This is a genomic window from Nocardia amikacinitolerans, assembly GCF_900215415.1.
In the GTDB taxonomy this organism is placed as follows: Bacteria; Actinomycetota; Actinomycetes; order Mycobacteriales; family Mycobacteriaceae; genus Nocardia; species Nocardia amikacinitolerans.
Map to the genome: position 1 here is coordinate 1,511,913 of NZ_OBEG01000001.1, position 24,254 is coordinate 1,536,166.

At 69.8% G+C, this 24,254-nt stretch carries 24 protein-coding genes; 7 read left to right on the top strand and 17 right to left on the bottom strand.

All coding sequences use genetic code 11. The features are described from left to right. Positions 1 to 9 precede the first annotated feature (9 nt). The 3 genes from CRP45_RS06950 (at position 10) to yidC (ending at position 2,101) form a co-directional block, all read left to right on the top strand. Positions 10 to 786 carry a helix-turn-helix transcriptional regulator gene (locus CRP45_RS06950; RefSeq protein WP_097244255.1) on the top strand — a complete coding sequence of 259 codons (777 nt, stop codon included), beginning with the start codon at positions 10 to 12 and terminating at the stop codon, positions 784 to 786. Positions 787 to 814: 28 nt separating this feature from the next. Then, positions 815 to 1,111, top strand: a complete 297-nt coding sequence (locus CRP45_RS06955) for a DUF6412 domain-containing protein (protein ID WP_097244256.1) — start codon at positions 815 to 817, stop codon at positions 1,109 to 1,111. Between the two features lie 102 nt (positions 1,112 to 1,213). Further along, positions 1,214 to 2,101: a membrane protein insertase YidC gene (gene yidC / locus CRP45_RS06960; RefSeq protein ID WP_097244257.1), complete on the top strand. Its 888-nt coding sequence runs from the start codon at positions 1,214 to 1,216 to the stop codon at positions 2,099 to 2,101. A gap of 7 nt (positions 2,102 to 2,108) precedes the next feature. On the opposite strand, the gene CRP45_RS06965 is transcribed toward yidC, so the two are convergent. Then, positions 2,109 to 2,489 carry a nitroreductase family deazaflavin-dependent oxidoreductase gene (locus CRP45_RS06965; RefSeq protein WP_097244631.1) on the bottom strand — a complete coding sequence of 127 codons (381 nt, stop codon included), beginning with the start codon at positions 2,487 to 2,489 and terminating at the stop codon, positions 2,109 to 2,111. Positions 2,490 to 2,540: 51 nt separating this feature from the next. Between CRP45_RS06965 and CRP45_RS06970 the strand changes: the two genes are divergently transcribed. Then, positions 2,541 to 3,071, top strand: a complete 531-nt coding sequence (locus CRP45_RS06970; protein ID WP_245909953.1) for an NUDIX hydrolase — start codon at positions 2,541 to 2,543, stop codon at positions 3,069 to 3,071. Between the two features lie 199 nt (positions 3,072 to 3,270). Here the strand turns inward: CRP45_RS06970 and CRP45_RS06975 are convergent, their stop codons facing one another. The 5 genes from CRP45_RS06975 to CRP45_RS34480 all read right to left on the bottom strand — a co-directional run bounded on the left by CRP45_RS06975 (position 3,271) and on the right by CRP45_RS34480 (position 8,200). Beyond that, positions 3,271 to 3,951: a TIGR00266 family protein gene (locus CRP45_RS06975; RefSeq protein WP_067781173.1), complete on the bottom strand. Its 681-nt coding sequence runs from the start codon at positions 3,949 to 3,951 to the stop codon at positions 3,271 to 3,273. Between the two features lie 78 nt (positions 3,952 to 4,029). Further along, positions 4,030 to 4,398: an arsenate reductase family protein gene (locus tag CRP45_RS06980; RefSeq protein WP_097244258.1), complete on the bottom strand. Its 369-nt coding sequence runs from the start codon at positions 4,396 to 4,398 to the stop codon at positions 4,030 to 4,032. Positions 4,399 to 4,420: 22 nt separating this feature from the next. Further along, the gene (locus CRP45_RS06985; protein WP_245909954.1) at positions 4,421 to 5,956 is read right to left on the bottom strand and encodes a glycosyltransferase family 39 protein; all 1,536 of its coding nucleotides are present in this window, start codon (positions 5,954 to 5,956) and stop codon (positions 4,421 to 4,423) included. Positions 5,957 to 6,094: 138 nt separating this feature from the next. Then, a complete protein-coding gene (locus CRP45_RS06990; protein ID WP_097244634.1) occupies positions 6,095 to 6,973 on the bottom strand; it encodes a bile acid:sodium symporter family protein in 879 nt (292 codons plus the stop codon). 84 nt (positions 6,974 to 7,057) lie between these two features. Next, positions 7,058 to 8,200 (bottom strand): PucR family transcriptional regulator, encoded by a 1,143-nt coding sequence (locus CRP45_RS34480; protein ID WP_097244259.1) that lies wholly within the window; start codon positions 8,198 to 8,200, stop codon positions 7,058 to 7,060. 142 nt (positions 8,201 to 8,342) lie between these two features. Here CRP45_RS34480 and CRP45_RS07000 point away from each other — a divergent pair, with 142 nt between their 5' ends. Next, entirely contained in the window at positions 8,343 to 9,887 is a 1,545-nt protein-coding gene (locus CRP45_RS07000; RefSeq protein ID WP_097244260.1) for an acyl-CoA synthetase, read from the top strand. Positions 9,888 to 10,535: 648 nt separating this feature from the next. On the opposite strand, the gene arc is transcribed toward CRP45_RS07000, so the two are convergent. Continuing rightward, positions 10,536 to 12,296 (bottom strand): proteasome ATPase, encoded by a 1,761-nt coding sequence (gene arc / locus CRP45_RS07005; RefSeq protein ID WP_067781312.1) that lies wholly within the window; start codon positions 12,294 to 12,296, stop codon positions 10,536 to 10,538. 181 nt (positions 12,297 to 12,477) lie between these two features. On the opposite strand from arc, the gene CRP45_RS07010 reads away from it, so the two are divergent. After that, positions 12,478 to 13,008 (top strand): WKL family lipoprotein, encoded by a 531-nt coding sequence (locus tag CRP45_RS07010; RefSeq protein WP_097244261.1) that lies wholly within the window; start codon positions 12,478 to 12,480, stop codon positions 13,006 to 13,008. Positions 13,009 to 13,084: 76 nt separating this feature from the next. Here the strand turns inward: CRP45_RS07010 and CRP45_RS07015 are convergent, their stop codons facing one another. After that, a complete protein-coding gene (locus CRP45_RS07015) occupies positions 13,085 to 13,918 on the bottom strand; it encodes a tRNA (adenine-N1)-methyltransferase (RefSeq protein ID WP_067781156.1) in 834 nt (277 codons plus the stop codon). Between the two features lie 82 nt (positions 13,919 to 14,000). Between CRP45_RS07015 and CRP45_RS07020 the strand changes: the two genes are divergently transcribed. Further along, positions 14,001 to 14,909, top strand: coding sequence for a RecB family exonuclease (locus CRP45_RS07020; RefSeq protein ID WP_097244635.1), 909 nt, complete (start codon positions 14,001 to 14,003; stop codon positions 14,907 to 14,909). A 65-nt stretch (positions 14,910 to 14,974) separates the two neighbouring features. Here the strand turns inward: CRP45_RS07020 and CRP45_RS07025 are convergent, their stop codons facing one another. The 9 genes from CRP45_RS07025 to CRP45_RS07060 form a co-directional block, all read right to left on the bottom strand. Beyond that, positions 14,975 to 16,141 carry a YeiH family protein gene (locus CRP45_RS07025; protein ID WP_245909955.1) on the bottom strand — a complete coding sequence of 389 codons (1,167 nt, stop codon included), beginning with the start codon at positions 16,139 to 16,141 and terminating at the stop codon, positions 14,975 to 14,977. Continuing rightward, positions 16,141 to 16,275: a hypothetical protein gene (locus CRP45_RS34920; RefSeq protein ID WP_281256167.1), complete on the bottom strand. Its 135-nt coding sequence runs from the start codon at positions 16,273 to 16,275 to the stop codon at positions 16,141 to 16,143. Before CRP45_RS34920 ends, CRP45_RS07025 begins: the two co-directional genes overlap by 1 nt. 148 nt (positions 16,276 to 16,423) lie before the next feature. Beyond that, complete coding sequence (hisG, locus tag CRP45_RS07030; protein WP_067781152.1) at positions 16,424 to 17,275, bottom strand: ATP phosphoribosyltransferase; 852 nt, start codon at positions 17,273 to 17,275, stop codon at positions 16,424 to 16,426. Between the two features lie 48 nt (positions 17,276 to 17,323). After that, positions 17,324 to 17,587: a phosphoribosyl-ATP diphosphatase gene (locus CRP45_RS07035; RefSeq protein WP_067781149.1), complete on the bottom strand. Its 264-nt coding sequence runs from the start codon at positions 17,585 to 17,587 to the stop codon at positions 17,324 to 17,326. 117 nt (positions 17,588 to 17,704) lie between these two features. Next, positions 17,705 to 19,522, bottom strand: coding sequence for a choline/carnitine O-acyltransferase (locus CRP45_RS07040; RefSeq protein ID WP_097244262.1), 1,818 nt, complete (start codon positions 19,520 to 19,522; stop codon positions 17,705 to 17,707). 153 nt (positions 19,523 to 19,675) lie between these two features. Continuing rightward, the gene (locus CRP45_RS07045) at positions 19,676 to 20,497 is read right to left on the bottom strand and encodes a class I SAM-dependent methyltransferase (RefSeq protein WP_097244263.1); all 822 of its coding nucleotides are present in this window, start codon (positions 20,495 to 20,497) and stop codon (positions 19,676 to 19,678) included. Between the two features lie 27 nt (positions 20,498 to 20,524). Then, entirely contained in the window at positions 20,525 to 21,385 is an 861-nt protein-coding gene (locus CRP45_RS07050; protein ID WP_097244264.1) for a HalD/BesD family halogenase, read from the bottom strand. A 191-nt stretch (positions 21,386 to 21,576) separates the two neighbouring features. Continuing rightward, positions 21,577 to 22,275 (bottom strand): HAD family hydrolase, encoded by a 699-nt coding sequence (locus tag CRP45_RS07055; protein ID WP_097244265.1) that lies wholly within the window; start codon positions 22,273 to 22,275, stop codon positions 21,577 to 21,579. After that, on the bottom strand, positions 22,272 to 23,972 hold the full coding sequence (locus tag CRP45_RS07060) for a serine/threonine-protein kinase (protein WP_097244266.1): 1,701 nt from the start codon (positions 23,970 to 23,972) through the stop codon (positions 22,272 to 22,274). Before CRP45_RS07060 ends, CRP45_RS07055 begins: the two co-directional genes overlap by 4 nt. Between the last annotated feature and the right edge of the window lie 282 nt (positions 23,973 to 24,254).

A 24,254-nucleotide genomic window follows, 5' to 3' on the forward strand; every position in this document is an offset into this window, starting at 1 on the left:
GAGCGTCCGATGGAGAAGGCTCTGGTCACCGAAACGCCCGACGAATCCGACCGGCGGGCAACGGCTTTGCTGCGGCCCGGGATTCTCGCCTTCGGCGGCGCGATCCGCCCGACCGCGCTGCACGCCCACCACACCGTCCAAGTGCTCGCCGCCCGCACGCCGATCACGGTGATGGACGCGGGCGGGGTGCGCCACCGCGGCACCACGATCATCGTGCCCGCCGACGCGCCGCACCGGATCGAGACCGCCGCCGAAGGCGCCGCGCTCTACCTGGATCCGGAGACCGCGGCGGGCGCCGCCGCCGATCGTCGCGCGCACGCGGGCGGCTGGGCCGACGATCAGCAGGCGCTGCCCGCGACGCTCGCCGGTGCGCCGATCGCCGAACAGGTCGCCGCCATCGTGCGCGAATTGCGCGGCGCCCCAACGGCTGCCAACGGCGCGCAGCGGCACGGCGCGGTGACCGAGGCGCTGCGGCTGCTGCCGAGCCTGGTCCCTGATCATTCGATCCGCGGGTCCGACGTGGCGAAGCGGGTCGGGCTCTCCCCCGCCCGGCTCTCGCACCTGTTCGCCGAGCAGGTCGGAATGCCGTTGCGTCCCTACATGCTGTGGTTGCGGCTGCGGGTGGCGATCGGCCGGTTCCGTTCCGGCGACGACCTCGCCGCCGCCGCGCACGCCGCCGGTTTCGACGACAGCACCCAGCTCACTCGCACCTGTCGTCGCACCTTCGGACTGACGCCCGCCGCCCTGCACCGCGCCGAACAGTGGGATCTCGGCGACGGAGCCTGACCCGACGGCGCCAGGTACGCTCGATCCCATGTTCTCGCGGGTTCAGCTGACGGCGTTCGCGGTATTCGCCTGCCTGGCATCCGCGTTCGCGCTGCTGGCCACGCCCCTGCCCGAGCACGCCTCGCTGGCCGCGCTCGGCGTGCTCGCCGCCGCGGTGTTCGCGATGGTGGCACTGCGCGGTGCGGCGGTCGCGCCGGTCGTCGTCCCGCGCTGCGGACCGCCGCCGTCCGCGCAGCGCCGCAGGCGCGGTTCGTATCTGCGCCAGAGCAATCCCGACACGGCGGGCCGTCCGCGGCCGCGAGCTCCGGGACCGGTCACGGGCTGATCGACGGCCCGCGCCACGGCGCGGGTGTGGTCGGCCCTTCGCCGTGACCATCTCCCGTTTTCCGTGCGTGCGCGCACATCTCACCGAATCAGGTGTTCCCCCATGCTCGATGTCGTCTACTACCCTGTCTCCGCCGTGCTCTGGCTCTGGCACACCGCCTTCGCCGCGCTGCTCGGGCCCGGCAGCGGTCTGGCCTGGGTGCTGGCCGTGGTGTTTCTCGTCGCCACCCTCCGCGCGGCCATGTACCCGCTGTTCCTGAAACAAGTCCGAACCCAAGCCGTCGTGCGGCGCCTGCAACCCCAGATCGAGGCGCTGCGCAAGCGCTACCCGGACGACCGGCAGCGCCAGGCCGCCGAAATCCAGCAGCTGCACCGGAAGCACGGTGTGCGCGTACTGGCGGGCTGTCTGCCGATGCTCGGCCAGGGTCTGGTGTTCCTGGCGCTGTTCCACGTGCTTCGGTCGTTCGACCGCACCGGCACGCTGAGTCACCTGCCCTTCCAGTCGACGCCGACCCCGATGACGCCCGAACAGAACGCGCAGACCCCGAACTACGTCTTCGACGCGGCCGACGTCCAGTCGTTCCTGCGGGCCGACCTCTTCGGGGCGCCGCTGTCGAACACCCTGGCCGGGCAACCGAGCGTCGCGATCGCCGCGGTCGCGGGCACGCTGATGGTGCTGGCGGCCCTCGCGACACATTTCACGGCCCGGGCCTCTATCGCCCGCCAGGACCCGGCGGTGGCGCAGGTCCCGATGCTGAACACACTGACGCTGTGGGTGTTTCCCGCGGGCGTGTTCGTCGGCGGCGCGGTGCTGCCGGTCGCGATCCTGCTGTACTGGGTGTCGAACAACGCGTGGACGCTGGCCCAGCAGCACTTCACGTACCGGTGGATCGACACCGAAACCCGTTCCACCGCAACGGTTTCAGCTACGTCGGCGACGGCGAACACCCCACGACCTGGCGTGAAACCGAAACCACGCCGCCGCCGCTGACCCACGATCAGCCGACAGGACCGGCCTGCAGGTAGTACTTGGCGGCGATGCTCCGCAGCACCTGCCGGATACCGATCGGCGCCCAGCGCGCGGACCGGTCCTCCAGCACCACCGGATCCGTGAGTTCGAGGGTGCGGCCCCGCGCCTCGAGCTGGAAACCGCCCGCGGCGACGACGTTCTTCACCCACTCCGCGTCGCGACCGTAGGTCAGCGCGATGCGGTAGACGCCGTCGTCCTCGAACACCCACACCGGAGTTCGATAGGCGCGCCCGGATTTTCGCCCCTTGTGCACGACGACACCGAACGGCGGCACCGTGCCCGCGATCAGTCCGGCCACCGGATTGGTCACGTGCCGGTTGAATCTCGCCACCGCTCGCGGAAGCACCATCGGACGGTCCTCTCTCCAGGTCGCGTGCACCACTCAGGCTACCCTCGAGCGGTGTCAGCGCAGCCGAACGAGGTGATCGCGGTCTACGACCGGCAGGGGCGAGAGGTCGGCGCTGCCGATCGGGCCGAGGTCTATCGCGAGGGGCTGTGGCACGCCAGTTCGGGGGTGCTGGTGCGGTCGATGGACGGCGAGCGGGTCTACGTGCACCGCCGCACCGACACGAAGATGGTGTTCGCCGGAATGCACGACTGCCTCGCGGGCGGTGTCGTCGCGCCGGGTGAGGATCCGGCGCGGACCGCGATCCGGGAACTCGGCGAAGAGCTCGGCATCGTGCTCGGCCCGGACGCGACGCCGCCACTGCCGATGGCGAGCGCCTCGTGGGACGGAGAATGGGAGGGCAGGCCGATGCGCTGCCATCTGTTCGCCTATGAGCTGCGTTACGACGGACCCCTCCGTCACCAGCCCGAGGAGATCGCCGACGGCTGGTGGTGGACCGACGCGGAATTGCGCGCCCACCTCGCCGACCCGGACTGGCCGTTCGTGCCGGACACCCGGGTGCTTGTCGGCGATCTCCTGGCCTGATTCGTTACGCCGCGCTGCCGCTGCCCAGGGCCAAGAAGGTCTGGAAGATGGTGGCGACGACTTCGAGCAGCTCCATGAAAGGCATCCTTCGTGTTGTTCATCGAATGAAGGGGCCAGCATCACGGACCCGGGTGTCCGGGAGGTTACCCGGACGTGACGGGCTCGGAGGGAAATCCTCGCCGTGCGACACTCGCCTCGGTCAGCTCGACGAGGCGCCGGTGCTGGCCCAGGACAGGAACGCGCCGGGGTTACGCGTCTGCAGCAGCACCCGCCCCGGTCCGACGAAGTCGAAGACGAATCCCTCGCCCGACTTCAGCGACTGGATGGAGCGGCCGGAGACGGCGCGGCGGATGGTGAAGTTCATGGCCAGGTCGTAGGCGACCACGTGCCCGGTGTCGATGGTGATCGGTTCGCCGGGCTGCAGGTCGATCACGTCGATCGCGCCGAAGACGCCGACAACGATCTCGCCGTCGCCGTGCGCGCGCAGCCCGAAACCGCCCTCGCCGCCGAACAGGTTCGCGAAGCCGCCCCACTTGCTCTCCACCTGCACGCCGTGCGAGTTGGCGATCCAGCCGCCGCGGCTGATGAAGAACGGCCGGTCCGGGGTGATCTGCAGGTTCAGCATGTCGCCGGGCAGCGCGGGCGCGACGTCGACCCAGCCGCCCTGCTGCGGGGCGGTGAAGGTGGAGACGAAAAACGACTCCCCGGCGAGTACCGAGCGCTTGAGACCGGCCAAGATGCCGCCTTCGGCCTTGGCCTGCAACGTGATTCCCGCCGAATGGGCGACCATGGCGCCGCTCTCGACCCGCATCGGCTCGCCACCCGCGAGGAAGCACCGCGCGACGGTGGAGGCGGGGTTGTGGCGCAGTTGTACCTTCATGACGCCGACCCTACCGCCTGTGCGCGGCGGTAGGGATCGACGAATACCGCCCGGGGAGTCCGGTTTTCGCGCGCCGGTTCAGCCGAGGGTGCGCAGGGCGTCCTCGGAGCGGGCGACCACGGCGCCGCCGTTCGCCGTGAGCACGATGGGACGCTGAATCAGCTGCGGGTTGGCGGCCAGCGCCTCGATCCACCGGTCGCGGTCGGCGGGCGTGCGGCCCCAGCCGGCCATGCCGAGGTCCTTGGCGGTCTGCTCGCCGGTGCGGGTGATGTCCCACGGTTGCGCGTCGAGCCGCCGCAGCACCTCGCGCAACTCGTCCGCGGTGGGCGGGTCGTCCAGGTAGCGGCGCACGGAGTAGGCCACGCCCGTCTCGTCGAGGTGCGCCGTCGCGGTGCGGCTCTTCGAGCACCGCGGGTTGTGCCAGATCTCGGTTTGCCCTGATGTCATGCCTTCAGATAACCACGCCGCGCTAGAGGTGCATCAAGTCCGGCCAGGTCTCGGCCCACGGATGGCGCGACCCGGTGCACGCCCACACGGTGACGTCCTGGGTGTTGCCGGGAAAGCCGAGCCTGCTGTCCACCTTGCCGACCGGTTCCACGCTGTCGAAGTTCCAGCGCAGGAAGCTCTCGGGCACGCCGACCGCGAGCACGGTGCCCGTCCGCTCGTCCGGCCTGCCGAAGTAGCCGTAGCCGCGGCTCGGGCTGTAGATCGGCGGCAGTTCGTCGCGCGCGAACTGGTCGAGTGCGCTGGCCTGCCAGTAGGTGTCGGTGAGCACGACGGTGGTCGCGCGTTCGGCAGGGGCGAGCGCGGCATAGGCCTCGGTCACGGCGGCGGTCAGCTCGGGCCAGCCGAATTCGCCGTAGACGCCGATGTTGATCGCGGCCTCGGCGTCGTCGGCGGGTGGCGCGATGTGGTCGGGGTGCTGCCACGGCGTCGACCACAGGACGAGAGCCGTGGAACACAGCACCACCGCCGCGCCGCCCGCGGCGGCCAGCCTGCGCGGCGACGGGCGCAGTCCGGCGGTCAGCTCGACCAACCCGACCGCGCCCGCGGCGAGCACCACCGCGTACATGCCCGCCATGTAGTAGATGCGTCCGCCCATCACCAGGAAGATCGCGACCAGCACAAGCAGCGTCGCGCCGAGGAAGCGATACGGGCGCAGCGCGGGATTGCGCAGCAGCGCCCACACGCCGTACACCAGCACGACCGCGCCGAGCAGACCCGCGGTGAGCAGCGCGAGCGGCACGAACAGCAGTCGCCCGCCGAGAACGCCCTGCTCGCCGCTGATCACCTCCCCCATGCGCAGCTGCGGCCAGCCGTTGCCCGCCTGCCAGATCAGCGTCGGCACCGTGGCCAGCACGACGATCGCACCGCCGAGCCACAGCAGCGGTCGCCGCACCAGCTCGCGCGGACCGAGGGCCAGCGACGTCACCGCGATCGCGATCCAGAAGAGCGGGATCAGCCACTTCACCTGCATGTCCACCGCCGTCACGAGCGCGGCGCACAGCAGAAGTGCGTCGCGGCGGGTACGCACCCAGCGCACCACGAGCCAGGTGACGATCACCCACAGCACGGTGTCGATCGCGTTGGTGGTGAGCATCTTGCCCTGCAACAGCAGGAACGGCGAGGTCGCGTAGGCGATGGCCGCGAGCAACTGGGCGCGGCGTCCGCCGCCGAATTCCCTGGCGAGCAGCGCGGTGAGCACCACGGCCAGCGTGGTCAGCGCGACCGCGGGCAGCCGGAGCGCGAAGAACGAGCCGGGGGCGAGGGTGTCCATCAGCCGAGCCAGCATCGGAAGCACCGGACCCTGATCGGCGTAGCCGAAGGACGGGTGGCGCCCCGCGGCGAGGAAGTACAGCTCGTCGCCGAAGTAGTCGTAGCGGCTCGCCGAGAACAGCAGCACCGCAAGGGAAATGCCCGCGACGACGGCGATGCCCGTGGACGCCACCGGAGGACGATCCGTTTCCGCGAGGTTCCGCTGCTGACGCTCCACCGTTTCGATCACGCCGCTCCTCGACGATTCGGACTCCGACCGGGTCGAATCTAACGGGAAACGCCCGCTCGCCCATCCACCCTCGGGGCGAGTCGAGATCAACATTTCGGCGTAGTCCACTGCGAATCGGCATGAGCCCGACAGCAGGGCTCAGACCGCGGCTGTCACCTGCGCGGACTTGCGGCGGCGCGCGAGGAGGTAGGCCGCGGCGGCGGCCGGGATGTTCATCAGCACGCCGTACACCGCGCCCGGCACGGCCATCGTGTCGTTGTGCAGCACGGAGACCGCGACGGCGATGGCGATCGCGCCGTTGTGGATGCCGATCTCCATCGCCGAGGCGACGGCCTGGTCCTCGTCGACGCCGAACAGCCGCGGCGCCAGGTACCCGACCGTCAGGCTGAGCACCGCGAACACCAGGCACAGCGCGGCCAGCTCGCCGAGGTGCTCGGTGAGCGTCTCGAAGTTCTTCGCCACGGCGGCCGCGACCACCAGCGCGAGCACCACGATCGACAGCACCTTCACCGCCCCGCGCATCCGCCGCGCCCAGTCGGTGAATCGCCGGTGCACCCACATCCCGACCGCGACCGGCACCAGCACGATCGCGAAGACCTGCGCGAATTTGTCCGGCCGCAACCCGATCGACCCCTCGCCGTCCAGGAACACCGCGTAGGACAGCGCGACGACCAGCGGCATGGTGAACACCGCCAGCACCGAATTCACCGCCGTGAGCGTGATGTTCAGCGCGACGTGCCCACCGGCGATGTGGCTGAACAGGTTCGCCGACGGCCCGCCTGGCGAGGCGGCGAGCAATATCATCCCCACCGCGAGCGCGCCTTCCACGCCGAACAGCAAGATGAGCCCGAAGCACGCGGCGGGCAGCAGCACCATCTGGCAGACCAGCGCGATCGCCGCCGCGGCGGGATAGCGCAGCACCCTGGCGAAATCGTCGACGGTGAGGGTCAGGCCGAGCCCGAACATCACCAAGGCCAGCGCCAGCGGCAGGAAAACGGCGAAAGCCGTTGAACCCATGCGGATCTCCTCTCGAACCGTCATCCACCGGAGTCGACCGTATCGGTGGAAAGGCACGGGAGGAAAGCCCGCGCGGCGAAAGTCTCACCCGCGCGACGAGCGGCGCTCCCCCGGGTGTTGGCTCTTGCGGAATTGGATCGCCCACCAGACTTCCAGCGCCGTGTGCGCGGCGCGCAGGTCCGCGCCGGTGAGTTCCTCGAAGCGGCTCAGTCGATAGCGAACGGTGTTGGGGTGCACCACGAGCCGCTCGGCGGTGGCCTCGACGCGCAGACCGGTGTCGAGGTAGGACTCGACCGTGTCGATGATGGTGCGCGCGGATTCGCCGCCGCCGAGGGACGCCAGATAGCGCCGGACGAGTTCCGCGCCGAGATCGGTGTCGGCGGCGATCGCGGGCAGCACGCCGACGCTGTCCAAGTCGACGGTTCCGGTGCGGCCGAACATCTGCGCCGTGGTCAGCACCCGACCGGCCAAACGGAACGAGCGCGCCAGGTCCTCCAGCCGGGTCGGCGGACCGAGCCCGACGACGCCGCCCACCACCGGGCTTCTGGACTTTTCCACAAACCCGGCGATGTCGCCGTCTACCGTGGTCACGAACCCGCTCGTGGGGAGCGACGCGGCGGAATCGAGCGGTGTTTCCGCCCTGGCGCGGTACGCGCGGTACTCGGCTTCGGGATCGACGCCGAGTTGCTGCGCGCGGATTCGCAGGTCCCCTGGACCGAGGGTGCCGAGGAGCGCGGCCCTGGTGAACTCGGCGCGGAACTGTTCGTCGTGCCGTGCCGCGGCGATCTCCACGTCGCGGTGCCCGACGCTGTACGGGACGACGGCGGCGTCGACGAGGTCGAGCAGTGCGGGGGTCAAGCGCAGCAGCGTGCGATCCGCGACGCCGGTCACGGCGGCCGCCTCGGTCAGCTCGGCGAAGATCTCGCGGACCGCGATGCGCCATCCGTTCTGGATGTCGGCCAGCGAAATACCTTGGCGGGCACGGGTTTCGCCGAACTCGCGCACCGCGGCGAGATCGCAGGAGGTGAGCGGATGGCCGTCGTGCAGCGCGTCGAGCAGGCGGACGACGACCGAGGAGGTCGACGCGGCGATGGTCGCGGCGGGCAGCGACGCGTAGGCCGCCATCTCCGCCCTTGCTCGCGCGACGACGCGGTCGACGAGTTCGGGCGCGCGCTGCCGCACGCGCGCGACCACCAGGCGTTCGGCGGAGGTCGGGCGGCTGCTCATGGTGGAGCGAGCCTACGGGCGGGCGTTTGGAGAAAGCAACAAGCCGGCGACCGATAGTTCGACACGCTTTCCATGGCGCAGATCACACTCCCCGCCGAATACTCGTCGAGACCGACCACCGCCGTTCGACGAGGAATCGACGATGTATCTGACTCAGGGCCTGCACCGCGCCGCCCAGCACAATCCCGACGGCCTGATGACCATCTGCGGTTCCCGCACCCGAACCAACCGGGAGGCGCTCGACCGGGTCGCCCGATTGGCGGGGGCGCTGCGCGGTCTGGGCGTCGGCGCGGGTGACCGGGTGGCGATGCTGTCGTTGAATTCCGACCGCTACCACGAGTACCTGCTCGCGGTGCCGTGGGCGGACGCCGTCCTCAACCCGGTGAACATCCGGTGGAGTCCCGCCGAAATCGCCTACTCCCTCGCCGATTCCGACAGCCGGGTGCTCTTCGTCGACGACGCGTTCGCCCCGATGGTTCCGGCGCTGCGGGCGCAGTATCCCGAACTCCGCGCGGTGATCCACTGTGGCGACGGCCCGACTCCCGAAGGCGCGCTCGACTACGAACGGATCCTCGCGGACGCCGCACCGATCCCGGACGCGCGCCGCGGCGGCGACGCGCCCGCGGGCATCTTCTACACCGGCGGCACCACCGGATTCCCCAAGGGCGTGGTGCTCAGCCACGCCAATCTGCTGACCTCCGCGCTCGGCGGCGTCGCCACCGGGTATCTGATGACTCCCGGCGCGGTCTTCCTGCACGCGGCGCCGATGTTCCACCTCGCCGATCTGGCCGGGTGGCAGGGCGTGCTGATGCTGGGCGGCACCCACGTGATGATCCCGGCGTTCGACCCGGTGGCCACCCTGACCGCGATTCAGCAGCACAAGGTGAGTTCTTCCGTACTGGTGCCGGTGATGATCCAGATGCTCGTCGACCATCCGCGCGCGGCCGAGTTCGACCTGTCCAGCGTCGAACACATCATGTACGGCGCGTCGCCGATCTCGCAGGCGGTGCTCGAGCGCGCGATGGCCGCCTTCGGCAACGCCGGTTTCGCCCAGGCCTACGGCATGACCGAAGTCGCGCCGATCGCCACCCTGCTCGGTCCGGCGGATCACCTGGCCGGCCGGTTGCGCTCGGCGGGACGGGCCGCGCCGCACAGCGAGATCCGGATCGTGGATGCCGACGGCGCGGAGGTGCCGCGCGGCACCGTCGGCGAGGTGACGGTGCGCGGCGGCCACGTGATGCTCGGCTACTGGAACAAGCCCGCCGAGACCGCGGAGGCCGTGCGGGACGGCTGGATGCACACCGGGGACGGCGGCTACATGGACGAGGACGGTTACGTCTACATCGTGGACCGGATCAAGGACATGATCGTCTCCGGCGGCGAGAACGTGTACTCCGCCGAGGTGGAGAACGCCGTCGCCGCGCACCCTGCGGTCGCCGCGGTGGCGGTCATCGGCGTGCCGGACGCCGAATGGGGCGAGCGGGTGCACGCGGTCATCGTCTGCAAGCCCGGACAGCAGGTGACAACGGAGGAGATCCGCGGCCACGCCAAGGAGCTGATCGCCGGGTACAAGGCGCCGCGCAGCATCGAGATCGTGGACGCGCTGCCGGTGTCGGGCGCCGGGAAGATCCTGAAACGCGATCTGCGGCAGAAGTATTGGGATGCCAACGCACGACAGGTCAACTGAGCGCTTCGCTCAGATCGGGGCGTCGCGCCACCAGCGGTCGAACAGGTCCCTGCCGGAGTCGCTCCCGCTCGCACAGACGAAAGGGCCGAGCCACCAAGGCGGCTCGGCCCTTCGACGCGGCGGTTCGCTCAGCTCGCGCTGCCCGAACCGAGCAGCTGCTGGATGGTCTTGATCAGAACTTCGGCCAGGAAATCCGACGCAGATCCGGACATGGGGTGCTCCTCATCTCGATGCGGCGCGCACGGTCGGCGCTCCGTTAATCTGAAGCATGAATGATTCAGATGCTTGCCGGAGGCGTTTTCGGTCCACAAAGTACCGGCGAGGTGCGGCGCGGATACCGAAACAGGGCCTCTAGCTGGCGTTAGCTTCCCAGACAAGCGTCCAGTGGGTTGCGTCACATTCCACTGAGTGGGATGCGGAGCCCGGTGGCCCGAACACGGCGAGGGCCGCGCCACCCATCGGAGACGCGGCCCACACCGAACTCAGACCTACAGGTACTGACCCGTGTTCGACTCCGTGTCGATCGCACGGCTGGCACTGGCGTTCTTGCCAGTGCATCCAGCGCAGCCGGATGTAGACAATGCGCTCGCCCGAACACGGCGAGGGCCGCGCCACCCATCGGAGACGCGGCCCACACCGAACTCACACCTACAGGTACTGACCCGTGTTCGACTCCGTGTCGATCGCACGGCTGGCACTGGCGTTCTTGCCAGTCACCAGGGTGCGGATGTACACGATGCGCTCGCCCTTCTTACCCGAGATGCGGGCCCAGTCATCGGGATTCGTGGTGTTGGGCAGGTCCTCGTTCTCGGAGAACTCGTCCACGATCGAATCGTAGAGATGCTGGATGCGCAGACCCGGGTTGCCGGTGTCGAGCACCGCCTTGATGGCGTACTTCTTGGAGCGGTCCACGATGTTCTGGATCATGGCGCCGGAGTTGAAGTCCTTGAAGTACAGGACTTCCTTGTCACCGTTGGCGTAGGTGACCTCCAGGAAGCGGTTGTCCTCGCTCTCGGCGTACATCCGGTCGACGACCCGTTCGATCATCGCGCGGATGCAGGCGCCCTTGTCGCCGCCGAACTCCTCGAGATCGTCGGCGTGCAGCGGCAGCTCCTCGGTCAGGTACTTGGAGAAGATGTCCTGCGCCGATTCGGCGTCCGGCCGCTCGATCTTGATCTTGACGTCCAGGCGGCCCGGCCGCAGGATCGCGGGGTCGATCATGTCCTCGCGGTTGGAGGCGCCGATGACGATGACGTTCTCCAGGCCCTCGACACCGTCGATCTCCGAAAGCAGCTGCGGCACAACGGTTGTCTCCACATCGGAGGAGACACCCGAGCCGCGGGTGCGGAAGATCGAGTCCATCTCGTCGAAGAACACGATCACCGGCGTGCCCTCGGAGGCCTTCTCGCGCGCCCGCTGGAAGATGATCCGGATGTGGCGCTCGGTCTCGCCGACGAACTTGTTGAGCAGCTCGGGGCCCTTGATGTTCAGGAAGAACGACTTGGCTTCCTTGGCGTCCTCACCGCGCGCCTCGGCGATCTTCTTGGCCAGCGAGTTGGCCACCGCCTTGGCGATCAGCGTCTTACCGCAACCGGGCGGACCGTAGAGCAGCACGCCCTTGGGCGGGCGCAGCGCGTACTCCCGGAACAGATCCTTGTGCAGGAACGGCAGTTCCACCGCGTCGCGGATCTGCTCGATCTGGCGTCCGAGACCACCGATGTCGTTGTAGTCGACGTCCGGGACTTCCTCGAGCACGAGGTCTTCCACCTCGGCCTTGGGGATGCGCTCGAAGGCGAAGCCCGCCTTGGTGTCGACCAGCAGGGAATCACCGGGCCGCAGCTTGCGAATGGGCGCATCGGGATCGTCCAGATCGTCGACCTCGGCCACCTTGGCCAGCGGACCCGCCAGCCAGACCACCCGCTCCTCGTCGGCGTGGCCGACGACCAGCGCGCGGCGACCGTCGTCGAGGATCTCGCGCAGGGTGCCGATCTCACCGACCGAATCGAACGAACTCGCCTCGACCACCGTCAGCGCCTCGTTGAGACGCACGGTCTGGCCGTACTCGAGGGTCGAGGTGTCGATGTTCGGTGAACACGTCAACCGCATCTTGCGACCCGAAGTGAACACGTCGACCGTCTGATCGTCGTACACGCCGATCAGAACGCCGTATCCGCTCGGCGGCTGACCCAGCCGATCGACCTCCTCGCGCAGCGCGACCAGTTGCTGGCGCGCCTCCTTGAGTGTGTCCATCAGCTTCGTGTTGCGAATGGTCAGCGAATCGATGCGGGCTTCCAATTCCCGTGTGCGATCCGGCGAATCGGCGAGTTGCCTTCGGAGTGCAGCCGCCTCGGCGCGTATCGCCTCGAGCTCTCTCCAGGCCGCCGAATCCGAATTCTCGATGGGGCTCATGTGCTGCTCCTCCCAGTCCCGGTCTATCAACGCTACCGGGCGCGAACCGTTCTCGCTTTCCGACATGGTTTCGTCGTGATCACATCTGCGCTGCGATCGGCGGCCGAGCAACCATGTTAGCCTGCCCTAACCCGACAAGGCGCGAGGTTCCTCGACGCCCAAGCCGAAAGGTTGCTAGAGAATGCTCCTTCCCGCCAAGACCCTGCGTGTTTCCGTGGCTACCGCCGCGGCGGCCCTCGCCGTTACGGTCGGGCTGACCGCCTGCGGCTCGGACGACTCGTCCGACACCGCCGCGACCACCACCTCGGCGGTGGCCACCAGCGCGGCCGCGACCACCGGCGCCGCGGGCGGCCACGACCACGCGGGCGCCGACGCGCCCAAGGCCGAGGAACTGCAGGCCACCCTGGCGCTGGTCGCCGACCCGAGCAAGCCGACGGCCGAGAAGACCGCGGTCATCGTGGACGGCGAGAAGCGCACCGCCAACATCGACCAGATGAACCAGCTGCTCGCGGGCTACGGCCAGCTCACCTTCGCGGTGACCGACGTCAAGACCGAGGGCGAGACCGCGACCGCGCAGGTCGTCATCACCTCGCCGCACGGCTCGGCCCCTGCCATGCCGATGACCTGGCAGCACGTCGACGGCAAGTGGAAGCTCTCGGACGCCACCGCCTGCACCCTGCTCGGCTTCGCGCAGGCGCCCTGCACGCCCTGACCGTACCGCCGCACGCGCGCGAGCCGTACGCGGTCCTTCGATGGACCGCGTACGGCAGGGCGGGCGTCGCGACGCCTCAGCCCTTCGAGGGGCGGCGTTGCGGCTTGGGGGTGACCACTCCCTCGGCCAGCCTGCGCGCGCTCACCAGGAACGCCGTGTGGCCCTGCATGCGGTGTTCGGGGCGCACGGCGAGGCCGACGACGTGCCAGCCGCGGACCATCGACTCCCAGGACCGCGGCTCGGTCCAGCATTCCTGCTCGCGTAGCGCCTCGACCACCTTGGACAACTGGGTGACGGTCGCGACGTAGACGATGAGGACGCCGCCGGGCACCAGCGCCTTGGACACCGCGGGCAGCGCGTCCCACGGCGCCAGCATGTCGAGCACCACCCGGTCCACCGGATCGCCGGTGTAGTCGGCGACGTCGCCGACGGTCAGACTCCAGTTAGCTGGACGTTCGCCGAAGAACCGTTCGACATTGCGGACGGCGTGCTCGGCGTGGTCATCGCGGATCTCGTAGGACACGACTTCGCCCTCCGGGCCAACGGCGCGCAACAGCGAACACGTCAGCGCGCCGGAGCCCGCGCCTGCCTCCAGAACGCGCGCGCCGGGGAACACATCGCCCTCGTGCACGATCTGCGCGGCGTCCTTCGGGTAGATCACGGCGGCGCCGCGCGGCATGGACAGCACGTAGTCGACGAGCAGCGGCCGCAGCGCGAGGTACGGGGTGCCGTTGGTGGAGTGCACGAGGCTGCCTTCGTCGGCGCCGATCAGATCGTCGTGCTTGATCCCGCCCCGGTGGGTGTGGAACTCCTTGCCCGGCTCCAAGATCACCGTGTAGAGGCGTCCCTTGGCATCGGTCAGCTGCACCCGGTCCCCGGTGGTGAATGGCCCGGTCCGTCTGGCCGTCATGAATCTCCGTTCGCTGCTCGTCGTCGCGCTGTCGTCGCGGTTCGGCACCGGCGTGTCGGTGCCGCCGGATAGCCTGCCAGGTATGCCAGCGCCCGTGTCCACGCCCCCTGCCGACGCCGCCTCCGCCGGGCCGCCCGCGCCCGCCGAAGCACGCCGCAGGCCCGCGCTGTCGCCTTCGCGGGCAATGGATTTCAAGCAGTGCCCGCTGAAGTACCGCTTGCGTGCGATCGACCGGATCCCGGAGCCGCCCTCGCGCCACGCGGTGCGCGGCACGGTGGTGCACGCGGTGCTGGAGGACCTGTACGGACTGCCCGCGGCGGAGCGCGGACCCGAGCGGGCCGACGCGCTGGTGGAGCCGGCCTGGGCGCGGGTGCTCGCGGCGCAGCCGGAGGTGGCGGAGCTGATCGCGGCCGACGGGCTCGGGCCGTTCCTCGACGAGGTCCGCGCGCTGGTCGAGAGCTACTACCAGCTGGAGGACCCGACCCGGTTCGAGCCGGAGTCGCGCGAGGCGCGGGTGGAGGTCGAACTGGACGACGGCGTGCTGCTGCGCGGATACGTCGACCGGATCGACGTGGCCCCGACCGGCGAGCTGCGGGTGGTCGACTACAAGACCGGCCGCGCGCCCGGTCTCGCGCAGGAGACCAAGGCGCTGTTCCAGCTGAAGTTCTACGCGCTGGTGGTGCTGCGCACCCGCGGCGTGCTGCCCGCTCAGCTGCGCCTGATCTACCTGGCCGACCGGCAGATCCTCACCTACGCGCCCGACGCCGAGGAACTGGGACGCTTCGAGCGCACCCTGTCCGCGCTCTGGACGGCTGTGCGCGAGGCGGGCCGCACCGGGGAGTTCCCGCCGACCACCAGCTGGCTGTGCGACTACTGCGACTACAAACCGCTGTGCCCGGAGTTCGGCGGCACCCCGCCGCCGTACCCCGGCTGGCCGGAGAACGACGGCGAGTCGCCGGACGAGACGCTGGCCGAGGCCGTCGCCGACTGACGGCCCGCCCGACCCGCCACCGCGCGAAGGACGCCTCGCATAGTGGCGTGCGGGCCGCGTGCGGGTCAGACCGTGAAATCGCGGAACAACAGCACCGAGAGCCCAAGGCCCACAACCAGATTCACCGCGACGGCGGAGCCGAAGACGGCGATCGGACGCCATCCCGCCTCCCGCAGCCCGCGCGACGAGAACTCCAGGCCGATCGAGACGAACGCCAGGATCAGGAACCAGGTGCGCAGATCGTTGACGATCGCGATGTGCGCGGAGCCCGTCTTCTTGTCCACCGAGGCGAGATAGATCGTGCCGATCGCCGACGCCGCGACGAAACCGAGCACGAACTTCGGGAACCGGTCCCAGAACTGCCGCGCCGACGGCCGCGCCGTGCCCGGCGTCCGCTCGACGCGCAGGGTGAAGTACGCGGTCAGCGCGATGGCGACCAGCCCGATGAGGGCGTTCTGGGTGGTCTTGACGATCGTGGCGATCTGCAGCGTCTGCTCACCGGCGATGGCGCCCGACGCGGCGACGGCCGCCGTCGTGTCGATATTTCCGCCGATCCACGCGCCCGCCACCGCGTCGGAGAGCCCGAGCGCGCCGGCCAGCCAGGGCAGCAGGAAGATCGAGGGCAGGGCGAAGATGATGACCAGCGAGGCCGCATAGGCGATCTGCTCGCGCCGGGCCTGTACCGCGCCCGCCGCCGCGATCGCCGCGCTGACACCGCAGATCGACACCGCCGAGGAGAGCAGCGCGCGCAGTTTGTCGTCGAGGCCGAGCCGCCCGCCGAACCACCAGGTGAAGCCGAAAACGGCGGTGATCAGCAGCAGCGCCTGCAGGATCGCCGGGCCCGCCGCGGTCGCCAGGATCCTCAGGTTGATCGACGCGCCGAGCAGTACCACGCCGGTCTTGATGAAGAACTCGGTGCGAAAACCGGCCGAAAGTCGTTCGCGCAGATCAAGTTTCGCCAGAATCACATTGCCGAGGAGGCCGAGCGCGATGGCGTAGACCGGGTATTCGATCGATTTGGCCACCCGCTGGAACGGGGTGTCCACCGCCCACCGCGGCACGTGCGTCTCGAAAAACCTGGTGAGCGCGCCGAGGACGAGCACGACGGCGATGCCTGCCGCGATCTGGGCCGCCGTGGGACGCGGGATCGCTTGCAGCGCCGCGGTTTCCGAGCGCACCGGCGGATCGGCGGGCGGCGCGGCAGCGACCTTGGGAGCTTCGGTGTCCGACATCAGGGCACCAGCCAATCCGGGATCGCGCCGAGCAGGACGAGCGCGATCAGCGCCAGCCCGACGATGGCCGCGAGCCAATCCTCGTTCCAGGGGAAGGTGCTGCCCGGACGTTCATCGGGCGGTATCTGCGACACGGTGGTGCTCCTTGCGTTCCTCATCGAGAGGCCGCACCGTAGCAACGCGCCGCCACCGGGCGCAGCGGTTGGATTCCGCGTGAATCGATCGGTGGGAACGGACGGCCCTGGCGGATACACTCCGGTATCCGCCCGGCGTCCGGCGTGGTCAGAAGGCTCGGCAGGAGCGGATGTCGGTGGCCAGGATGGCCTTGGCGCCGAGGTCGGCCAGCTCGTCCATCACCGCGTTGCCCTTGCCGCGCGGCACCAGCGCCCGCACCGCGACCCAGTCGGCGTCGGCGAGCGGGGAGACGGTCGGCGATTCCAGGCCCGGCGTGATCCGCACGGCCTGCTCGAGCAGCTCCTTCGGACAGTCGTAGTCCAACATCAGGTACTGCTGGGCGAACACCACGCCCTGGACACGGGCGATGAGCTGGTTGCGGGCCCGATCGTTCTGGTCCGAGCCGACCGCCTCGATGAGCACGCCCTCCGAATCGCAGAGGGTCTCGCCGAAGGCGACCAGGTTGTGCTGGCGCAGCGTGCGCCCCGAGCCGACCACGTCGGCGATGGCGTCGGCGACGCCGAGCTGGATCGAGATCTCCACCGCGCCGTCGAGGCGGATCACCTCGGCCTCGATGCCGCGACGCCGCAGATCCGCGAGCACCAGGTTCGGGTAGGAGGTGGCGATGCGCTTGTCGTGCAGGTCCTCGACCTTCCACTCCCTGCCCGCGGGGGCGGCGTAGCGGAAGGTGGAGCGGCCGAAACCGAGCGCGAGCCGCTCCTGCACCGGCGCGCCGGAGTCCAGCGCGAGATCGCGGCCGGTGATGCCGAGGTCGAGTTCACCGGAACCGACGTAGACCGCGATGTCCTTGGGACGCAGGAAGTAGAACTCGACCTGGTTCGCGGGATCGAGGACGCTCAGGTCGCGGGAATCGGTGCGCTTGCGGTATCCGGCCTCGGCCAGGATGGAGGTCGCGGATTCGGACAGGGCGCCTTTGTTGGGGACTGCGACGCGCAGCATGGGGTGGGCTTCCTTTCGGGGAACGAAACTACGGAATAGACGCGACCGTCACAGATGTCGGTACACGTCGTCGAGCTTCAGTCCCCGGCCCACCATGAGCACCTGGACCCAGTAGAGCAGCTGCGAGATCTCCTCGGCCAGCGATTCGTCGCTCTCGTGTTCGGCGGCGAGCCAGACCTCGCCAGCCTCCTCGAGCACCTTCTTACCCTGGGCATGCACACCGGCGTCCAGCGCGGCCACGGTGCCGGAACCCTCGGGGCGGGTGATGGCACGATCCTGCAGCTCGGCGAACAGGGTTTCGAAAGTCTTCACGGCTGGTCATTCTCTCAGACGCGCGTTCCCAGCTACCGCCCCGGTCCACCACGGGACCGGGACGGCCCGCGCGCTCATCGCGCGGACGCTGGGCTCAGCGCGGCCGGTCGACGCCGGTCACTCCCCCGACGCCAACAGCTCCGCCAGTTCGCGCACCGCCTCGCGCAGGTGATCGGCGAACGCGTACATCTGGTCGGCCACCGCCTTCGGTGTGGCCAGGTAGAGGTTCCAGCGGTCGGGTAGCAGCACGTAGGCGACGCCGATGCAGCGCGGGCTCGTCGAGCCGAAGCCGAAGTACTGGATGTTGACCGAGGGCGCGGAGCTGGTGCTGAGGTAGTCGTCGCGCATGATCGTCCAGCCGGGGCTGGTGTAGAGCGGAATCGGTTCGGTGACACCGAGTTCCGCGCCGCGGCGGCGCTGGATCCACTCCAGCTCCCACAGGTGCTGTTCCGGCGCTTCACCGGCCTGGCACTGCTTGGCCCGTTCGACGTGCTTGGCCGCGGCGGTGCGCGCGGCCGCGAGCCGGGCGGCGGTGTCGGCGGCCGGATCCTGCATGGTGTCGACGAAGGCGATCATCTCCGGCGTCACCACCCGCATGGCCTCGGTGCGGCCGTTGCGGTACTGGCGGGTCGCGATGGATTCGTAGGTGGCGCCGGTGATGCCCTTGCTTCGCCGGTGCGCGAGCTGGTAGCTCAACTGGGCGAAGGCGTCCGGCGAGATGCCGAGCTGCTTGGCCCGCGCGGTGCCGAAGTCCTCGAAAGAGACCGTCTGCGTGGCGTTTTCGGCCGCGTAGCCGGCGAAGGCCGCACCCGCCGCCGCGATGTCGGTCCGCAAGGCGGCGTCGAGGGTGAACTCGATCGGCTCCACGGCGGGCAGCCCCTGCGCCTGGGCGCCCGAGCGCCGCGCGTGTTCGGCCGCGGGCGTCTCCAGCAGCGTGTCCACGAACGACAGGATGGTGGTGCCGTCCAGTCCGCAGTGCTCGACGTTGATGCCCGCCTGGCCGTCGCCGAAGACGATGAACGAGACCGCCTTGTCGAACCAGCGATTGGCGCTGTCACCGTGCAGCAGTTGGTCGCAGGCGTGCAGGGCGTCGCGCGGGGTGAAGTCCTCCAGGCACAGACAGAACAGTGCCGTCTCGATGGTGTCGAGCGCCGCGACGTTGGCGGGTTCGGCGCGCAGCGCGGCCCGGCTCGCCGCCCATTCGGCGCGCGCCTTGGTGGTGAGATGCCCGACGGCGGTGTCGGTGCGCGCCGAGCGCGATCCGGCCTTGAGCACCGCGCGCAGACCGTCGGCGAGATCGTCGAGGGAGTACGGCGCGCCGCCCGTGCCGATCACGTCCATCCGGAACATGCTGCCGCGGTAGAACACCACGATGTGCCGCTCCCGCGAGGGGCCTGGCCACTCGGGGCTGTACGGCACCCGCACCGTGTCCTGCTGCTCGCCGGGAATCCTGGTCTCGGAGAACAGGTACTTGTTCTGCCACATGGACAGTTGCTGCCCGCGCTGGGTGACCGGCGGGATGGCTTCCTCGTCGAGGGCCAGCTTGTAGTCCACGGCCGCCGAGACGATGGCCGCCGCGCGCTCGACCTGATCGGCCGCGGTCGACGCGGACAGCGGCGTGTCGTCGCGGAAGAGGAAGAAGAAGTTGGCGTTCAACGCGATTCGGTCGCGTCGGCCGAGGTAGCGCGACGGCCAGAACAGGTCGAGCCAGCTGCCGACACCGGGGGTGGCGTCGTACTCCGCCAGCGCCGCGTGCAGCGTCCGGCCGGGACCGTCCGGCCGGAGCAGGTCGGCGACCGCCGCCTCGGTGGTGGCGAGTTCGTCGTCGCTGAGCAGCGGGGTGCACCATTCCAGGAACCTGGCGCAGCTGTCCTCCAGTGTCGGCAGCGGTACCCGGGGCAGGTGGTCTTCGGCGGCGAAGGTGCGGTCGGTCAAGTCGGAGTCCTCGGGGTTCGGGTGCGGTGGGTGAGACGCGCACGGCGAGACAGCGTCCGTGCGTGCGGGGGTGGAGTGCGTCGCTCCACTACAGATCCTCGGCGACGATGCCGAGTTTCGACAAGAGGCTGCCGGTGTTTTCGGGCGAAACCTTCAGGCGTGGCCTTTGGGACCGGGCCGCGACAGGTACAGATGCGCGTACAGCCAGCCGTCGGCTTCCCGGTCTCTGGTGTCGATTCCCTTGTCGGACAGCGTGTTCAGCACGCGCTGTTGTTCGTCGGCGGAGGCGAACCTGCGCTGCTGGAACAGACCGGGCGCCCGCTCGGTGCGGTAGCCGAGCGCGGCGAGTTCCTCGGCCATCGGGTCGAAGTCGAACATGCGCAGCACGAAGTGGGCCATCCACGGCCTGCGCCGCGGGTGCGCGGTGGCGATCCGCAGCAGGGTCTTCTCGGTGACGTACCCGATGCAGCCGGTCGACAGCACGATGTCGGCGGCGGCGAGCACCTCGCGCTGTTCGTCGGTGGGATCGGCGGATTCGAGGTCGGCGTGCACGGTGTCGTGCAGCAATCCCGCGGCCAGCGCGTAGTCGAGCGCGGGACGGGCGGCGTCGATGCCGACGAAGCGCACGTCGGGGTAATGATCGTGCTCGGCGAGGCGGGCGCGATCGCGGGCGATCAGGCCGTCGCGGTCGGCGTCCGCGGCGTCGCGGTAGTGCGCGGCGAGCTCGCCGATGCCGGCGTCGAAGCGCAGCAGCGCCGCGTTCACGCCGTAGGAGCAGCCGATGTCCAGCACGGTCGGCGCCGCGACGCGGGCGGAGGCGCGATATTCCCGGATCTGCTGCTCGAAGAACGGCTTTGCCAGTTCGGGTATGCGGTAGTCCAGCTCGGACATCCGTGCGTAGTACTCGCGAGGATCGGGACGGTCGTAGATGTCGTCGAAGGAGGCTTTCCCGGTCGTGTCTAGGGGTACTGGCACGTGTGTTCCTCTCGGGTCGAGCTGGGCTCAGTCGAGTAGTCGGTCGCCGCGAACCAGGCGGTCCTCGGCGACGTGTTCGGGCAAAACGCGACCGAACAGCTGGCGGGTCCGCTCCACGGTGCCGATGACACCCGGCCGGTCGGTATAGGCGAAGATCGCCGAATGTCGTTGCCTGCCACCGGAAACCGGCGACACGCGGTGCAGCGAGAAGCGTCCTTGGAACAGTTGCAGGTCGCCGGGGCGCAGCTCGAGCTTGCGGATCAGGCGCTCGCCGGAACCGGTCAGCACGTCGCGCACGTCGGCGAGGTTCTCGGCGTGCGGCGAGCGGATGCCTGGGCAGTATTCGAAGACCCCACCCGCTTCGGGCAACTGGGTGAGCATGCTGACGGTGAACTCGTTGGTGTCGAAGTGCCACGGGTGCGACATGCCGGGGGCGACCACGTTCAGGCACAGCCCGGCCAGCGGGTCGGCGTATTCGTGCAACTCGGGCAGATCGAAGCAGTCCGCGACGAAGCGCTGGAACGCGGCGCTGGTGTAGAGCCGGTGGATCAGCGCGTCGACGGGAATGCGGTCGCGCGGCACGAAGGCGTTGCCGCGTTCCAGCACGATGCGGCCCGGATGATCCTGGGGCAGTTCGGTATCCAGCGGGATGTTGTAGGCGTTGACCCGCTCGACCTCGTAGTGCGCGTGCGGCGCCATGTCTTCGCCCTGCGCGCGCAGCGTCTCGACGAGCTCGGGCCGGATGAACTCACGCAACACCGTGCAGCCGCTCTCGGCCAGGTCGGCCCGCGCCGCGTCGACCGCCGTCCGCCATCCCACCGAGTCCGGCGATTCGAGCGGATACCTTGCGGTGTCGACGATTTCGTCCAACACACCCGTCGCAGCCATGGCGTCATTTTGGTGCAGCGCCCGACGACACGCCCGGGGATTCGGAAAAGTTGCCGGTGAGTGCGGTCACACTTACTATCTGCGCGCATTTGCGTTGCAGCACAGTAACTCCCGCGCGTTTTCAGGTGCTCGGAACACCATTGGACCGACCAGTCTTGTGCCGGACGACAACCCGAAAATGTGAAGCGGCGTCAGGTGCGGAAAGTCTGTTCCAGGTCGGTCAGGGTGAGGCCGACCAACGTGTCGCGGAAGACGAGGCCGGGGGCGCGCGGGACCGGGATCTCACAGGGGACGACGAGGACCGCGCAGCCCGCGGCCGCTGCGGCACGAGCGCCGGTCGGCGAATCCTCGATCGCCACGCAGTCGCGCGGGTGCACGCCGAGCAGGTCGGCGGCGCGCAGGTAGACGTCCGGCTCGGGTTTACCCTCGGGCACCTCGTCGCCGCAGACGGAGACGTCGAAGAAGTCACGGCCGAGGGTGTCCAGACCGTACTCGGTCAGCGAGCGCTTGGTGTTGGTGACGAGCGCCGAGGCCAGGCCCGCGTCGCGGACCAAGCCGAGCGCGTCCTTGGCGCCGGGCCGCCACGGGATCGGGCCGGTCATCAACTCGGTGACGCGCTGCTCCAGGAAGCCCGCCGCGTCGCGCAGCGCCTCCGGCGTCGGATCGAGTCCAAGGCCGTTGAACAGGATGCGCAGGGCGTTCGGGCCGGACGCGCCGATGAGCGCGTGCCGGATCTCGTCGGTCATCGCGCTGCCGAGTCGCACCGCGAGCTCGCGAACGGCCATGTCCCAGAGCTTCTCCGAGTCCAGCAGCGTCCCGTCCATGTCCCACAGCACCGCGGCGAGTCGCGCTGTCACGTGCGGTATGTCTCCTCGTGTTCCCCGGCTCATACGCCGGAACCGGTGATGACCATCCGGCCGCCGTCCTGGCGGACCTGGATCCAGCGGTTCTCCCGGTCCACCGCGCCGTTGGTCTTCACGTAGGTCAGGGAGACGGTCGCGCCGTCGTTGCCGCGCGGCGTGATGCCGTTGACCTGGACCGAGCGGATGGTGGACCAGAACGAGGCGTAGGAGTTGTAGCCGCCGGTCTGGGCCTGGTAGCCGGGCGAGAGCTGCGACCACGCGCCGGACACGTTGCCGGGCAGCATGCCGTAGTAGCCCTGGATGAACTGGGCGACCCGGTCCGGTGTCGGCGGCCCGAACGGCGTCGTGGTGATCGTGGTCGTCGGCGGCCGCGTTGTGCCGCTCGGGCTGGTCGACGGCGCGGCGCTGCTGGATGGCGTGGCGGGCACGGTCGTCGGGGTCTCGGTGTTCTGCGGTGCGGCGGTGGGCACTTGGGCCTGGGGCTCCACGGTTTGATCCCCGCCGGTGCCGGGCGGCGGCTGCAGCGCCTCGCTCGTCCCCGGCTGCGGGGCCGCGGTCTGGCCGTCCGATCCGCCTCGGTCCCCGCCGGAGGACAGCGCGAACGCCACCACAACGACCAGCACGACCACCGCGGCGGCGGCCAGCACGGCGAGGGTCTGTTTGTTCGGCCCGGCGCCGCCACCGGTCGCGCCGGGCAGCGTGCCGCCGCCGGACGGTCCCGCCGTGCCCGGCCTCGGCGGCGAAGGCGGCGCGGCGGCGAGCGCCGCGCTCGGCACGAATTCGGTGGCGTCGGAGGCGTTCCCGGTGCTCGCGGTGGCGGCGGAGGTGGCGAGCACGGTGGTCGCGTCGGCCCCTGGCGCTGGCAGCACCTTGGTCACCACCGGTGCGGCCGCCAGTGCCGGAACCCGGCCCGCCGCAACGGCTTCCAGCGCCTCCTTCGCCTCGCGCATGCTCGGGCGCGCGTCGATGCTCGCGGCGAGCAGGTGCATCAGCACCGGCGCGAGCCCGTCGGCGCGACGCGGCTCGGGCACGTCGGCCCGCGCGACCGCGTGTAGCACCGCGAGCGCGTTGTCGCCCTCGCCGAACGGCGGCGCGCCCTCCACCGCGGCGTACAGCGTGGAGCCGAGCGCGAACACATCGGACGCCGGTTCCGGGTTCTCGCCGCGCGCCACCTCCGGCGCGAGATAGGCGGGGGTGCCCGCGAGGAATCCGGTCGCGGTGACGGTCACGTCGCCGACCGCGCGGGAGATGCCGAAGTCGGTGATTTTCACGGTGCCGTCGTCGGCGACGAGCAGGTTGGCCGGTTTCACGTCGCGGTGCATGATGCCCGCGTCGTGCGCGGCGGCCAGCGCGGCGGCGGCCTGCGCGCCGATCTTGGCCACCTCGATCGGCGACAGGGTGCGGTGCCCGGACAGCTTGGCCGCCAGGCTCGGCGCGTTCATGTACTCCATGACGAGCCACGGCTGGCCGTCCTCTTCGGCGACGTCGAAGACGGTGATCGCGTTCGGGTGGTGCAGCCGCGCGGCGATCCGCCCCTCGCGCATCGCGCGCAGTTTCGACTCCAGCGCCTGCTCCTTGGAGAGCCCGGGGCCGAGCAGCAGCTGTTTCACCGCCACGGTGCGGCGCAGTCGCACGTCGGTCGCCCGCCACACCACACCCATCGCGCCGGTGCCGATCGGATCCGTCAGCCGATACCGTCCAGCGATCAACCGGTCCGCCGTCATGTGGTCGTGCCCCTCCTGCTGTGCGCCGAGCCGTCGAGCACTCCGGCGCGCCCAGCGGGTTTCCGGCGAAATCCCTACGCGCCGAAGTGCTTCGCACCCGTCAGCAGCGAGACGAACGGCATCCGCCGACTGCTCCGGATGCAGTTGCAACTCTTCGACAATGGCATACCCATCCGACAGACTCCAGCCGCCTCGACGCGATGGCGCGGACCGGACGGTCGAATACCCGTACAGCCTCGAACCTTAGAGCGTACCCGCCGGTACCGGGTATTCGCGCCGCAG

Coding starts and splice junctions, on each gene's coding strand:
- CRP45_RS06950 (WP_097244255.1), top strand. CDS start 10: ATGGAGAAGGCTCTGGTCACCGAAACGCCCGACGAATCCGACCGGCGG.
- CRP45_RS06955 (WP_097244256.1), top strand. CDS start 815: ATGTTCTCGCGGGTTCAGCTGACGGCGTTCGCGGTATTCGCCTGCCTG.
- yidC (WP_097244257.1), top strand. CDS start 1,214: ATGCTCGATGTCGTCTACTACCCTGTCTCCGCCGTGCTCTGGCTCTGG.
- CRP45_RS06965 (WP_097244631.1), bottom strand. CDS start 2,489: ATGGTGCTTCCGCGAGCGGTGGCGAGATTCAACCGGCACGTGACCAAT.
- CRP45_RS06975 (WP_067781173.1), bottom strand. CDS start 3,951: ATGAAGGTACAACTGCGCCACAACCCCGCCTCCACCGTCGCGCGGTGC.
- CRP45_RS06980 (WP_097244258.1), bottom strand. CDS start 4,398: ATGACATCAGGGCAAACCGAGATCTGGCACAACCCGCGGTGCTCGAAG.
- CRP45_RS06990 (WP_097244634.1), bottom strand. CDS start 6,973: ATGGGTTCAACGGCTTTCGCCGTTTTCCTGCCGCTGGCGCTGGCCTTG.
- CRP45_RS34480 (WP_097244259.1), bottom strand. CDS start 8,200: ATGAGCAGCCGCCCGACCTCCGCCGAACGCCTGGTGGTCGCGCGCGTG.
- CRP45_RS07000 (WP_097244260.1), top strand. CDS start 8,343: ATGTATCTGACTCAGGGCCTGCACCGCGCCGCCCAGCACAATCCCGAC.
- arc (WP_067781312.1), bottom strand. CDS start 12,296: ATGAGCCCCATCGAGAATTCGGATTCGGCGGCCTGGAGAGAGCTCGAG.
- CRP45_RS07010 (WP_097244261.1), top strand. CDS start 12,478: ATGCTCCTTCCCGCCAAGACCCTGCGTGTTTCCGTGGCTACCGCCGCG.
- CRP45_RS07015 (WP_067781156.1), bottom strand. CDS start 13,918: ATGACGGCCAGACGGACCGGGCCATTCACCACCGGGGACCGGGTGCAG.
- CRP45_RS07020 (WP_097244635.1), top strand. CDS start 14,001: ATGCCAGCGCCCGTGTCCACGCCCCCTGCCGACGCCGCCTCCGCCGGG.
- CRP45_RS07025 (WP_245909955.1), bottom strand. CDS start 16,141: ATGTCGGACACCGAAGCTCCCAAGGTCGCTGCCGCGCCGCCCGCCGAT.
- hisG (WP_067781152.1), bottom strand. CDS start 17,275: ATGCTGCGCGTCGCAGTCCCCAACAAAGGCGCCCTGTCCGAATCCGCG.
- CRP45_RS07050 (WP_097244264.1), bottom strand. CDS start 21,385: ATGGCTGCGACGGGTGTGTTGGACGAAATCGTCGACACCGCAAGGTAT.
- CRP45_RS07055 (WP_097244265.1), bottom strand. CDS start 22,275: ATGAGCCGGGGAACACGAGGAGACATACCGCACGTGACAGCGCGACTC.
- CRP45_RS07060 (WP_097244266.1), bottom strand. CDS start 23,972: ATGACGGCGGACCGGTTGATCGCTGGACGGTATCGGCTGACGGATCCG.